The 12,459-nt window shown below is 51.4% G+C and carries 12 protein-coding genes; 2 read left to right on the top strand and 10 right to left on the bottom strand.

Annotated features, from left to right (window positions below; all coding sequences use genetic code 11):
- Positions 1-180: 180 nt before the first annotated feature.
- From DMP11_RS08005 to DMP11_RS08020, 4 genes are all read right to left on the bottom strand, one after another.
- Positions 181-2,679, bottom strand: coding sequence for a serine hydrolase (locus tag DMP11_RS08005; protein WP_123185973.1), 2,499 nt, complete (start codon positions 2,677-2,679; stop codon positions 181-183).
- 216 nt (positions 2,680-2,895) lie between these two features.
- Positions 2,896-3,159 (bottom strand): L,D-transpeptidase, encoded by a 264-nt coding sequence (locus DMP11_RS10710; protein ID WP_371826721.1) that lies wholly within the window; start codon positions 3,157-3,159, stop codon positions 2,896-2,898.
- A gap of 386 nt (positions 3,160-3,545) precedes the next feature.
- Entirely contained in the window at positions 3,546-4,649 is a 1,104-nt protein-coding gene (locus DMP11_RS08015) for an acyltransferase family protein (RefSeq protein ID WP_123185975.1), read from the bottom strand.
- Positions 4,650-5,603 carry a glycosyltransferase family 2 protein gene (locus tag DMP11_RS08020; RefSeq protein WP_123185976.1) on the bottom strand — a complete coding sequence of 318 codons (954 nt, stop codon included), beginning with the start codon at positions 5,601-5,603 and terminating at the stop codon, positions 4,650-4,652.
- A 285-nt stretch (positions 5,604-5,888) separates the two neighbouring features.
- Here DMP11_RS08020 and DMP11_RS08025 point away from each other — a divergent pair, with 285 nt between their 5' ends.
- Positions 5,889-6,488: a sodium/glutamate symporter gene (locus DMP11_RS08025; RefSeq protein WP_123185977.1), complete on the top strand. Its 600-nt coding sequence runs from the start codon at positions 5,889-5,891 to the stop codon at positions 6,486-6,488.
- A gap of 61 nt (positions 6,489-6,549) precedes the next feature.
- Positions 6,550-7,254 (top strand): sodium/glutamate symporter family protein, encoded by a 705-nt coding sequence (locus DMP11_RS08030; protein ID WP_148041115.1) that lies wholly within the window; start codon positions 6,550-6,552, stop codon positions 7,252-7,254.
- Between the two features lie 72 nt (positions 7,255-7,326).
- Here DMP11_RS08030 and DMP11_RS08035 read toward each other — a convergent pair whose 3' ends face one another.
- Genes DMP11_RS08035 through rffA form a run of 6 tightly spaced genes read right to left on the bottom strand, consistent with a single transcriptional unit; the run spans position 7,327 to position 12,455 of the window.
- Entirely contained in the window at positions 7,327-7,671 is a 345-nt protein-coding gene (locus DMP11_RS08035) for a DMT family transporter (RefSeq protein WP_123186003.1), read from the bottom strand.
- Complete coding sequence (locus DMP11_RS08040) at positions 7,664-8,122, bottom strand: DMT family transporter (RefSeq protein ID WP_183621474.1); 459 nt, start codon at positions 8,120-8,122, stop codon at positions 7,664-7,666. Before DMP11_RS08040 ends, DMP11_RS08035 begins: the two co-directional genes overlap by 8 nt.
- A 6-nt stretch (positions 8,123-8,128) precedes the next feature.
- Positions 8,129-9,382, bottom strand: a complete 1,254-nt coding sequence (locus DMP11_RS08045; RefSeq protein WP_123185979.1) for an ATP-grasp domain-containing protein — start codon at positions 9,380-9,382, stop codon at positions 8,129-8,131.
- 23 nt (positions 9,383-9,405) lie between these two features.
- Positions 9,406-10,419 carry a dTDP-glucose 4,6-dehydratase gene (gene rfbB, locus DMP11_RS08050; protein ID WP_123185980.1) on the bottom strand — a complete coding sequence of 338 codons (1,014 nt, stop codon included), beginning with the start codon at positions 10,417-10,419 and terminating at the stop codon, positions 9,406-9,408.
- Between the two features lie 14 nt (positions 10,420-10,433).
- Positions 10,434-11,312 carry a glucose-1-phosphate thymidylyltransferase RfbA gene (gene rfbA / locus DMP11_RS08055; protein WP_123185981.1) on the bottom strand — a complete coding sequence of 293 codons (879 nt, stop codon included), beginning with the start codon at positions 11,310-11,312 and terminating at the stop codon, positions 10,434-10,436.
- A gap of 3 nt (positions 11,313-11,315) precedes the next feature.
- Positions 11,316-12,455 carry a dTDP-4-amino-4,6-dideoxygalactose transaminase gene (gene rffA / locus DMP11_RS08060; protein ID WP_123185982.1) on the bottom strand — a complete coding sequence of 380 codons (1,140 nt, stop codon included), beginning with the start codon at positions 12,453-12,455 and terminating at the stop codon, positions 11,316-11,318.
- Between the last annotated feature and the right edge of the window lie 4 nt (positions 12,456-12,459).

Here is a 12,459-nt window from a genome sequence, read left to right on the forward strand (position 1 = left end):
TCACAATATAACAGTTTTCGACGGCAACGGAAGAAACTGCTTCGAGAAGAGCGGCAAAATTATCGTAATCTCCGTAAAAGGCCAATCCCCAACCCCGAACGTGCTGCAGAAGACCAAACCAAACCCCACCGTTTAGCTGGGATAACGAGGTCCGTGCCACTACCAACGCCTATTCATCGGCTAGAACATCGAAGCATGATAAGAATCGATGGCCCTCACTAAAGACTGAAGCTTTGCCGCCTGGTAGTAACCCTTGCTCATTACGGCAACCAAATAGGGTCTGCCATCCGCCACAACGATACCGGCATCGTTGTAGGTCTCGGGATAAACCTCACCGCGGGTCATCCAGCCAGGTTTCGTGTAAGTCGCGTACTTGCCTCCCAGCGCATTGCGAATGAAGGACATCTGGGTCTTGGTAAACAAATTGCGTATCCATGAGCTTTGGGAGTTCGTATTCACGAAAAAGTAGTCGTAATTCCCCGCCCAAATCTTTGCCAGCTCCTTTGGGGAAACATGAGGGTAAGGTGCCGTCGTGTCAAATCGGGACCCGCAATAGCTTCCCTGGCTCATGAGGGGACCCGCCCCGTATTTCGCCCGAAGCGACCAATAGGGCTCATTCTCGGATGGCACGATACAGCTTTGAATTGTTGATTTCAGGGCGCTCACGGCACCTGGGCGAGTCCGAGCCACACCTACAACGTATGGGGACTTCACGCAGGAGGCAATCCACTCCGTACGATTTGCTTGATAGGAAATTCCCGAGCCCGTGCTGATATCAATCATCACGAACTCAACAGGCTTACCCGTAGCAGTAATTGCGTTTACCGCCTCACGAACTTTCTGAAGCGCCGCAGAAGAGCCCTTGACGGTTCCGAATGTTGACACCGAGCTCGAACCGCTCACGGCATCGATGGCCCTTATGAGACCCTGCTTGTTCAGGGGCCGAGCAGCTACCTTCCCGTTGGCGTCAAAACTGCACTTCACCCCATCGATGGTCTGAGTGCCGGTAGCCATCTTGCCGTTGGAGTTGAAATAGCTCCACTTCTTGTCGGCGTTCCACTGCAACCAGCCAGTGTGCATGCGGCCGTTGCCGTCGAAGTAGTAGGCAGCACCATTGATTTTCTGCTCCCACTTCACGGAACGCGCAGTTGAGGGGTTGAAGTAGTAGGTACGGCCGCCCAGCTTCTGCCAGCCCACGAGAGCACGACCACTGCCATCGAAGTAGCTCTTCGACTTATCGTTGTTCCAAGTGACCCAGCCGGTGACCATCTGGCCCTTGCCATTGAAGTAGTACAGCTTCCCGTTGATCCACTGCTCCCACTTTTTGGATTTGCAAGTTTTGGGGTCAAAATAGTAGGTGGTGCCGCCGACGCGCTGCAGCCCCTTAAAGGCCTTGCCGTTGCCGCCGAAGTAGCTCTTGGTGCCGTCGGCCTTCCAGGTGACCCAGCCGGTGACCATCTGGCACTTGCCGTTGAAGTAGTACAGGTTCCCGTTGATCCGCTGCTCCCACTTCTGGCTCTTCGCCGTCTTGGGATCGAAGTAGTAGGTGGAGCCGCTTATCTTCTGCAGGCCGGTGAGGGCCTTGCCGTTGCCGCCGAAGTAGCTCTTGGTGCCGTCGGCCTTCCAGGTGACCCAGCCGGTGACCATCTGGCACTTGCCGTTGAAGTAATAAAGGTTCCCGTTGATCCGCTGCTCCCACTTCACCGATTTGAAGGTCTTGGGGCTCATGTAGTAGGTGCTCGACCCCTGCTTCTGGAAGCCGCTGCGGGCCTTGCCGTCGCTGCCGAAGTAGCTCTTGGTGCCGTCGGCCTTCCAGGTCACCCAGCCGGTGACCATCTGGCACTTGCCGTTGAAGTAGTACAGGCTGCCGTCGATCCAGGTTTCCCATTTTGCGGCCCGCCCGTTGGCGTCGAAGTAGTAGCGCTTGCCACCAACGGATACCCATTCGTTGGTGGCGTAGCTGCCGTCCGACTTGCCATAGTGATAAGACGAACCGTAGGCGGACAGGCCGGGCACGGCTCGCTCGGGAACAGCTGCAGGCTCGGGATTCGGCGCCGCCGAGAAATTGGCAGTGCCATCCAGCTGAGGCGGCGCGACCGCGTCCTCCACCTCTGCCGGCGCCTCCACACGAGGGGCATCGGGAGCCTCTTCCAATGAGATTGAAAAAGCACAGTCCTCCTGCTGCTCCACGCCGGCGTTCTCGTCCTCAAGCGAAACCCGCACCAGGTAGAGCTGCCCGTCGATGGAAAGTGTCAAATCTCCGTCAGCATCAAACTCGGGCTCGAAGCCGGCCGCCTCCAGAAGCTCCTTGCACAGAGCCGCGCAATCTTCCAAATCGCCGCGCCCAAATTCGAGCACAGCCTCAACATCGGCCGCTTCTGCCTCCGCATCGTAAGCGCAGTTATCAGCAACCCAACCGCAGAGCCACTCGGCTTTTACCAGTCCAGCCAAATCGCCCTGCTCGTCGCAGAGGCGCAGCACCGCCTCGATCGTCCTGGGGCTCTCGTCCGCCGAAGATTCACCCGCATCACTCAAAAGCGGCGATTCAGCAGACCCCCCCCCATTTCCACTTTCAGCCGTACCCGACACCCCTTGAGCCAAAGCGGCACTCGGCACCATGGACAACACCAGCACAACCGCCAATGCAGCACGCCCCAGCGCGCAAGAAGACTTCGCCATCCGGTTCACTCCCCATCTCTCCCACAGGAAACTATCAATCTACCTGCGATAACGCATTATCACGTACGCAGAATACTGAATAGCGAAAGGGGATGCAATCAAAAACTGAGTGAGTGATTCCAAAAAACGTCCGAGGATATAGCTGAGCTCATTTCAGCCCAAAAGAAAGGGAGGGCCAATCGGCCCTCCCAAATGGAAACAAGAAAAATACCGGTTCTAGTATATGTAAATCTTCGAGCGGTAGGGGACGTTGTCGTACATCCATTTCGCGTTACCGATTTCTAGGCGCACACAGCCGTGGCTGTTGGCGACACCCAGACGTCCGTCAGGCAGTTTGGTCTTGCTACCCGGCAGGTCCGAAACCGAATGGAACAGGTAGTTCCCTTTGATTTGAGTGCAATACCAGCAGGTGTAGCCATCGCCAAACGAAAGACCCTTGCCACTCACCTTGTAGGTGTAAGCTTTTTTTCTTGGCCCCACCCAAACAATGACCGGTGTCGTCCAAGTGCGACCACTCGTTCACGCCGCCCCACCTCAGCCAACCAGTGTGCATGCGGCATTTGCCGTTAAAGCAGGATTGATTTCCGCTTGTAGTCTGGAGTCACTCCACAGAACGCTTGATCGAAGAATCTAGTCAATAGAGCCAGTAGGTAGAGTTACCCAATTTCTGGAAGATGGAAACCGGCCGCTCATCAGTTTCATAATAACTTTTAGACCCATCAACATTCCAAGTAAGCCATCCGATATGCGTTTGGTATTACTCGCTGGTTACTCTATCGCCCCAGCGAACCCAGATGCACCGGATGGAAGAATTCAGCATCTACGGCGCGACACATTGACCCTAACAGGGCGAAAGCCCACAAGCCTTAAACCATCTTCAAAATAACTGTTTCAATTTTCATAAAGGCGCTCTGGATGGGCCCTTCCAGAAAGCGCCTCGAAAAAAACGACCACACAATGCAGCAGGCCAAAAACGCATACATTGCAAAACGGCTGTCCGCAGGCACTCCGAGCCAATGAGCCACACACAGGAACACAAATAAAATCGGAATGTGCCACATATACATACTGTAGGCAATAGCTCCACTGCCGGAGAAAGCCTTACTACTAAACAGCTTTTGAACAGGTTCCGAGTAAAAGAATAGAACCACGCATGGAAACACAATAAAGTAAAGGGTATAAGCCAGGGAGCCAGAGCCTCCATTAGCCCATGAGGGCTTGAGCACATAGAGGAGCACATAAACGAGAACTACTCCCCCCGACACAAGCGTCAGTCTCCCCCCACACTCCTTAGACAAATACGCTGCAGGTTTATAAAGCAGGACTCCGACAAAGAAGGAAATCAGCCCCCTTGCAATGTAGCCATTGAAAAACGGAAAGGAAAGCCCGAACGACTCATTCAAAACAGACATCACTATTCCAAACTGCATTACAACAAAAAAGCCAATCGCTGGATTCGTCTTTATTCTGCGGCAAATCCTCACAGCAAAAAAGAAGTACACGTAGCAGAGCAAAAGTACACTTATATACCAAGTGGGATTATTAACCATGAGCGATGTATTGAGCCATCGGGCAATCCCCAGCAAGCTTGATGCCACGGTCCAAACAGAAAAGGGGAATCCTCCCAGCTCGAAAACCGTCCGATAAAGCAAGTTTGTCGCCAAGTAGGCAACGCCCGCCACAAGCAACATGGGAAGAAAACGGATGTATTTCTTCAAAAAGAATGGGGCAAAGGCCGTGCTACATTGAATGCGATCCACATAACGGAACGTCACGAAACCGGAGATTACAAAAAAGAGCTCAACAAGATAGCCCCAGTAAAAGGAGCCATAGCACCAGTTTACCCCAAAGGCAAAAGTCGCATGCGTTTCCTGTTGAAAATGATGGAAAAGAATGACAATGATGGCAAGGAACTTCAAGGCGTCCAGTGAGTAGACACGCCTGCTGCTAGCCTCTGCGCTATTTTTCATTTAGTCGTTCCCTTCGCATGGCTGACGAACTTGTGGCCTATTGTCGACCACTCTCTTCAAGACATACTGCGGTGCATTGTTGATGGTCATAAAAACACGTCCCAAGTATTCCCCAATAATACCGAGAAACAATATAATGAGACCAGAGCACGTCAGGACAGTCGCCATAAGAGACGGCCACCCGGCCTGCATCTGGGGATCCATCATGCGCATCGCAAAAATCACCACCGCAGATGCCAGGCCCACAATGCCCAGGCTTGCGCCGAAAACCGTCGCAAGCCGAAGGGGAACCATTGAGAAATTGAGAACAGTTGACCACAGCCGAATTAAGGACTTAAGGCTATAACCGGAAGACCCTTGCGTTCTTTCGAAATGGGTCACCTTAACATTGGCCATATTCGCAGTAGCGCGAAATAGCAGCCCCTGGATATACACATACGGACCGCAATATCGCACGACTTCATCTCTAACATGCCTACGAAACACTACAAAATTGCTCGAGTAAATGTCTTTCGGGCGACTTGTTAAAGCTCTCATCGACCAGGTTGCAAAGCGCGAACCCAGAAGACGCCACCACGCCTCTCGCTGCTGTTCCCATTCCGCAAAAACCACGTCGTAGCCCTCTTTCATCTTGCTCAAGAGCTTGAGGCATTGTGATGGATGTGTCTGCATATCGTCGTCCATGAGCATCACAATGTCTCCGCGTGTTTCACGCAGGCCCGCCATAATGGCATTGTGCTGACCCGAGTTCTTCGCACAATTGACCCCTACCACCTCCGCATCAGTAGCGCAGAGCCGCTCAATGGCATCAAAGGTTCCGTCAACGGAACCGTCGTTAACTAAAATGAACTCATATTCATAACCCGCCTCAACGAGTTCTTTTTTTGTGAGCTCAACCACTTCCTCAATCATGTCTTCCGAGTAATAACACGGAATCACAACAGAAACCAACACGAGCCTATACCCCTTTGCGCAATAGATGACTAGCGAGAAACCGGCTTTTGCAAATGTTAGTACATCACAGGCTTCAACATCGCAATAAACTGCAAGGGATTACTTCAACGGCGCAAGTAGCAATTGCCCATAAATCGGAAAACCATATTTGAGCACCAGTTCCGCAGTCGGTAAAGCCGATATAAGGGCCTTTTGGCTAAAGACAAAGCCCGTATACAGGGGCAATGCAGGAAGGTGCTGCTACAATTTACGGTTGCGTTTTCCGCTTCTTCAGAAAGGGGTTCCATGGATTTTTCCGCTATCGACCTCACATTTGATGTCTGCATCATGTCTGCTCTCCTTCTCGTGTCACAAGTAATCCGAACGCGAGTCAAGTTCCTTCAAAACTGGTTTATTCCTTCGGCGTTACTTGCTGGGTTCTTCGGAATCATCTTGGGGAAATTCTGCCTCAACTGGATTCCACTCAGCTCTCAAGCTTCCAGCTATGCTGGCATCCTTATTGCCGTCCTCTTTGCAACGATGTATCTAGGCCGCAGGAACGAAGGCTCCTTTAAGGATATGTTTCGCAGAGTCGGAGACACCTTCATGCTCAACGGAGCCGCAGAAATCCTTCAATACGGCGTTGCGCTCGTTTTAGGAGGCATCCTCATTGCCACCGTATTCCAAGGCGTGAATGAGTGGATCCCCATCCTCATGCCCGGCGGCTTTGTTGGCGGCCACGGAACAGCTGCCGCAATCGGTTCGGTGTTCGAAAAAGGAGGTTGGGCGGAAGGTCTTTCCGTCGCCCAGACCTTCGCCACCTTCGGACTCCTGGGGGGGTATTCTAAGCGGCATTATCTGCATCAATTACTGCGTCCGCAAAGGGTGGACAACCGAGATACGTGAAATCAAGGACATGCCCAAGGATTTTCGAGTCGGCCTCGTACCCGAGAAAGATCGCACCCCCATGGGCGACAACACAGTAAACCCGATGGCCATTGACCCTCTAGCATGGCATCTTGTCCTCGTTATGACTGCCGTTGGTGGTGCGTACCTGATTAACGAAGGTCTTCAGATCCTGTTTCCGCAGGTATCGGTACCGGTATACGGAATAGCGCTTGTTGTAGGCGTCATCCTCTTCGCCATTCTGAAGCTAATCAAACTCGATAGCTATGTTGATCAGAGAGTTGTGTCCCGTATCGGCAGCTGTGCTACAGATTACCTCGTTGCCTTCGGCGTCGCCACCATCAACATCAATGTGGTGCTTCAGTACTGGGCCATTATTTTGGTCTTGTGTCTTCTGGGGTTCCTCCTTGTAGCGTTCTATTTCTTCTTCTTCTCACGTCATCTTTTCTCTGATCATTGGGTAGAGCGCGGCATCTTTATCTGGGGATGGTCGACAGGCGTTATGAGCATTGCCGTCCTCCTTCTCCGCGTTGTTGACCCGGAATTCAAAACCACAGTTCTTGAGGACTCTGGGTTTGCATGGATTTTCGTTTCCTTTATAGATGTTGCGGTGGTAACATTTGCCCCCATGCTCGTCATGCAGGGCTGGGGGATAGCCACTGGCGCCATTCTCTGCCTAATAGCTTTAGCGATGCTAGGTGCCACCGCCTTAATGTACGGATGGTGCAACAGAGCCGGCCAGAAGGTGTTCCTAAAGAGAAACTAGCCCCGTGCGTCGTCTACGTCATCTCATACTTAGCACCAAAAAACGCCGCTTATAGCGGCGTTTTTTATGATCCTACATGCCCATTGAGTATATGATTATTCCCAAAACAATAAGAGACAACGCGGCAATCTTTTTCCAGGAAAGCTTTTCCTTGAAAATAACCACCCCAAAAAATGTGATGTAAAGGTAAGCTGTCGCCTCAAGAATGGCCCCCATAGAAAGAGGCACGACCTTATACGAGAAAATGGTCATGAGCGTCGCTCCGAAAAACATCGCATAAGCAGTGATGACCCAGGGGTTTAGGTATTCCCGCACTGCAGAGTGGTACTCTCTCGATGCCGCCTTTTTCAGGAGAACCTGGGAAACCGAGGACACAAAAACCCCGACGAGGTAGATACCAACATAGAACTCAAGCATCGGCGCCCTCCCCCCCAACATCTGGGCTCCCATGCCGACCCCGAACAAGCCACTTGTCACCATCCACAGGGTCGCTCGGCTTTTCTTCCTTTCCGTCTATCCAAGCGTAGAGCACTACGCCGACAATCACCATTACTGCCCCAATGAGGTTAAGGAATGAAATCTGTTCCCCGAAGGCGGCCCATCCCCAGAACATCCCCCACACCACGGTTACTGCCTTGTTCGCAAATGCTAATGAAAGCGAAAGGCGCTTAAGTATCTGCTGCCACCCAATAGCGTAGATGCCGAGGATGAGCAGCATTCCGGCATAAAGGCAGACAAACGGCAAACTAAAGAAGGGCTCCTTTGATGCGCCTTTGCTGAACAAACCCGATAGGGAGTAAACAAAGAGAAGCAGATGAAGGGCAATCAGCGTTTTGGCCCTGGGGCTTTTTTTCTTAGCGAAGCTCATTTTCTGCTATTTTTTCTCCAGCCGAAAAAGTAGCTCTTTACCATCGGGGTCCAGAACGGAGACTTGGTCAATAATCTCACTGCTCAACCTGTCGACTACCTCACGGTTGGGGGCGGCAAGATAATAGCGGGCCACATAGGGTTTGGCTCCGGGGCCGTGAGTTATATTGTCACCCGGGCGATAATAGGCTTGGTAAGCCACTACGCCATCCAACCTGCTCAACTCGTCCATCTTGCCCACATCGGCAACCTCACCATCGTATCCATGAAAGTAGAGTCCAGCTGCAATGGTGCCAAAATTCGAGTCATGCGTCGCTATACGGCTCTTCGCTCGATCAGGATCATAAACGCTATCCAGGAGAAGACTCTCGATATGAAGCCCACTTCCCAATGTCACGAGTTCATGCTCGTAGCCAAAAATCCTTCCCGCCGCTTCGCATACCGAAATGCCGCGGTTCTCATCATAGAACGCTTGGATGCATAGCGGGCCGTCATTAAGCCCCACATAGCCAGCGATTTTGGTGGCAATTTCCTCGAATTCACCTTTCAACTTGGACGACAGGTCACTCACATAGACAACACGGGTGACTTGAGGGATATCCCCCTCTCGGAACGTCTCTTTTTCTCGGTCGGCAATACTCAGCACATGGGCCTTTTTATCGGCCACCCACGTAATGACGTTGAACTCTCTTCCGCTGTTATACTCTTCCGCCATCAAATAGTCGAAGTTCGACCGAGAAACGGATTGACCAAAGCCCTTTTGCACATCATCAATAGAACCTGCGACAAATATCCCATGAGACCCATACCCATTTACTGGCTTAATCACACAAGGAAACTCCATGTCCTCCAGGTCTTTCGCCAACGTCTCCCGATGAACTTTCCTGAATTTGGGGGAATCGATTCCCAAATCGGAAAACATCTTCTTCATTAGCGGCTTTTCCCTTAGATAAACCTCGCCTTCTGGCTTAATGTAACAGCGAAGACCGGCAGCATCGGCGATATTGGCCAGACACTCTGCCAACAAATCAGAGAAAGAAGCGATTATGCCATCAGCTTCCTCCTGCTTGCAGATATTCACAATCTCATCCGTGTGGCGTACGTCTTCGAGGTAGGCCTTGTCAGCATGAAGCTTCGCTGGCCCATCCTCGTACCCATCCACCACAATGGTATAGTAGCCGCGGCTCTTAGCATGCTCTACCAGGTCAACGAACTCATCCATTGAACCGAGAATCACCAGTCTATGCTGCTTTTCAGCCATTTTGCTCCTCGCTCCCCAATCGATTATTGCCCTAGCGCTTTATACTTATCCTCAGTGACCCGCTTTGCATCCGCCCACCACGCCGGATTGTTCCGATACCATTCTATAGTTTCCGCTAACCCCTCCGAAAAACTCGTATGCAAGGGCTCCCACCCAAGCTCCTTTCGAAGCTTGGACGAGTCAATTGCATATCGCCGATCATGCCCCGGACGATCCTTCACCCAATCGAAATCGTCAGGATTACTGCCCATCGCCGTCAAAATCGCCTGGAGTACGTCGATATTGCTCCTTTCTCCATCGGCTCCAATTAGGTAAGTCTCCCCCAGCCTCCCCTTTTCAAGAATAGTCCATACAGCAGAGGAGTGATCCTCCGTGTGAATCCAATCGCGAATGTTTTTACCGTCGCCATAGAGTTTGGGGCGTAAACCTGAAATGATATTCGTTACTTGGCGGGGAATGAACTTTTCAATATGCTGACGCGGACCGTAATTGTTTGAACAGTTCGAGATGGTGATCGGAACCCCATACGTCCTATGCCACGCCCTTACCAAGTGGTCCGAAGCCGCCTTACTCGAGCTATATGGGCTTGAGGGCTTATATGGAGAATCCTCCGTAAACCGCGCTGGATCATCAAGTGCAAGGTCTCCGTAGACCTCGTCCGTAGAAACATGATGAAACCGCATTCCATGCTTTCTAGCGGCCTCCAAAAGCGTGAATGTCCCATACACGTTCGTTTTCAAGAAGGGAGATGGGTCGGAAATGGAGTTGTCGTTGTGGCTTTCTGCGGCAAAATGCACACACGCATCGGCTTCAGCAAAAAGGCTATCAACTAAATCCGCATCGCAGATGTCTCCGTGGACAAAGGTCATTCGGTCCGGGTCGCAGCCCTCAAGGTTTTCCAGATTTCCCGCATAGGTCAAAGCATCAAGGACGGACACACGAACCGCCGGCTTATTGTCCAGAACCCAATGCACAAAATTCGACCCTATGAAACCGGCCCCGCCCGTAACTACGATGTGCTCGATGCTTTCCGACATCTCAACCTCCTGTATTATCGACGGATTCTGTCTTCCGCCACGCGGAAAAGATGCTGGCCATAAGGGGACTTAGCATGACGCTCTGCTGCCTCAATTAGGGTTTCCCTGTCAATCCAGCCATTGCCGTAGGCAATCTCTTCCAACGCGGCAATTTGTAGGCCTTGGTTCTCCTCAACGGCTCTAACAAACTCAGATGCACGAAACAGGCTGGGAATCGTACCCGTATCTAACCAAGCCGACCCTCGGTGCAGCACTTGCACATCCAGGCAGCCGTCCTCCAGATACATGCGGTTCACATCCGTTATCTCCAGCTCTCCTCGTTCAGATGGCTTTACCGCTTTTGCAAACTCAACAGCACGCCTATCATAAAAGTACAAACCGGTGACAGCATAATTTGACTTCGGATGCAGGGGCTTCTCCTCAATTGACAGAGCATGGCCCTCCTTGTCAAACTCCACCACGCCGAAACGCTCTGGATCCTCAACGTAATAGCCAAACACCGTAGCTCCACATTCTCTCTCCGCGGCACGCTTAAGCGACGCAGAAAGACCGCCACCATAGAATATGTTATCGCCGAGAATCAGAGCACAGCTATCTCCGTCAAGAAACTCTTCACCTATTATGAGCGCCTGGGCCAAACCATCCGGAGAAGGCTGTTCGGCATAACGGAGATTAAGACCGAATGACACCCCGTCCTTTAGCAGTTCCTTAAAATTTGGAAGATCGGCCGGGGTAGAGATAAGGAGGATATCGCGTATTCCCGCAAGCATCAAAATAGAGAGCGGGTAATAAATCATCGGCTTATCATAAACTGGAAGTAACTGCTTAGAAGTTACTTTCGTCAGAGGATACAAGCGGGTGCCCGAACCACCCGCCAAGATGATGCCCTTCAAACTCTACTCACCTTCTCCAAAATAATCATACACAGCACGAACCACCGCTTCTCTGTCCTCATCCGACATCCCGTAATAAAGAGGAAGCCTTACAAGTCTCTCGTAGGTGGCAGTAGTGAAATTGTCCTCGCCATTATAGCGACCGAATCTTTGGCCAGCTGGCGCACTGTGCAAAGGCACATAATGGAAAGCAGATCCAACCCCCTTCTCTTTTAGAAAGGAAATGAAACTTGTCCTCTCCTCTAAATCCGAAAGTAACACATAATACATATGAGCATTGTGCGAACATCCATCAGGAATGATTGGAAGTTCCAAACGCCCTTTTTCACAAAGCGAAGAAAGGGCCCCATCGTAATAATCCCAGGTTGCCATTCGGTTAGCGAAAATCTTCTCCATTGACTGCAATTGGCCCCACAGGTAAGCAGCATTCATATCGCTGGGGAGAAAACTGGATCCTTCGTCTACCCATGTGTACTTATCCACTTGGCCCCTCAGGAAGTTAGATCGATTGGTGCCTTTTTCACGAATAACATCAGCGCGTTCCCGGAAGCGTGGATTATTGACACTAATCGCGCCTCCTTCGCCCATTGAATAATTCTTTGTCTCGTGAAAACTAAAGCACCCGATATCCCCAATTGTACCCAAATGCCTCCCCCTGTATAAACTTGAGACCCCTTGAGCAGCATCCTCAACCACCAGCAGATCGTACTTGCCGGCAATGCGAAGTATCTCGTCCATGTCACAAGCTACGCCCGCGTAATGCACGGGAACTACCACTTTCGTCCTTTCGGTTATTGCGGCTTCAATTGCCTCTGGGTCGATATTTTTCGTTTCCGGAAGGATGTCGACAAAAACCAAGGAGGCACCTTCCCGCAAAAAAGCCGTAGCAGTGGAAGAGAATGTATAACTCGGAAGAATCACCTCATCGCCAGGTTCAAGCTCGCACAGCATCGCAGCCATCTCCAAGGCAGTAGTGCCGCTGGTGGTAAGAAGCATCTTTTCCGAATGAAGCTTGTCCTCCAGCCACCGTTGACACATTTTTGTATAAGGTCCGTCACCGCAAATCTTGCGGTTCTTCTCAACGGCATCCCTCACGTACTCAAGCTCGGTACCAACATAGGGGGGGACATTGAAAGGAATCATTTTA

It is taken from the genome of Parvibacter caecicola, from assembly GCF_003725335.1.
Classification (GTDB): Bacteria; Actinomycetota; Coriobacteriia; order Coriobacteriales; family Eggerthellaceae; genus Parvibacter; species Parvibacter caecicola.

What these genes read in the sequence shown, in the direction of transcription:
- DMP11_RS08005 (WP_123185973.1), bottom strand. Translation starts at nt 2,679, where the DNA reads ATGGCGAAGTCTTCTTGCGCGCTGGGGCGTGCTGCATTGGCGGTTGTG.
- DMP11_RS08015 (WP_123185975.1), bottom strand. Translation starts at nt 4,649, where the DNA reads ATGAAAAATAGCGCAGAGGCTAGCAGCAGGCGTGTCTACTCACTGGAC.
- DMP11_RS08025 (WP_123185977.1), top strand. Translation starts at nt 5,889, where the DNA reads ATGGATTTTTCCGCTATCGACCTCACATTTGATGTCTGCATCATGTCT.
- DMP11_RS08030 (WP_148041115.1), top strand. Translation starts at nt 6,550, where the DNA reads ATGGGCGACAACACAGTAAACCCGATGGCCATTGACCCTCTAGCATGG.
- DMP11_RS08035 (WP_123186003.1), bottom strand. Translation starts at nt 7,671, where the DNA reads ATGCTTGAGTTCTATGTTGGTATCTACCTCGTCGGGGTTTTTGTGTCC.
- DMP11_RS08040 (WP_183621474.1), bottom strand. Translation starts at nt 8,122, where the DNA reads ATGAGCTTCGCTAAGAAAAAAAGCCCCAGGGCCAAAACGCTGATTGCC.
- DMP11_RS08045 (WP_123185979.1), bottom strand. Translation starts at nt 9,382, where the DNA reads ATGGCTGAAAAGCAGCATAGACTGGTGATTCTCGGTTCAATGGATGAG.
- rfbB (WP_123185980.1), bottom strand. Translation starts at nt 10,419, where the DNA reads ATGTCGGAAAGCATCGAGCACATCGTAGTTACGGGCGGGGCCGGTTTC.
- rffA (WP_123185982.1), bottom strand. Translation starts at nt 12,455, where the DNA reads ATGATTCCTTTCAATGTCCCCCCCTATGTTGGTACCGAGCTTGAGTAC.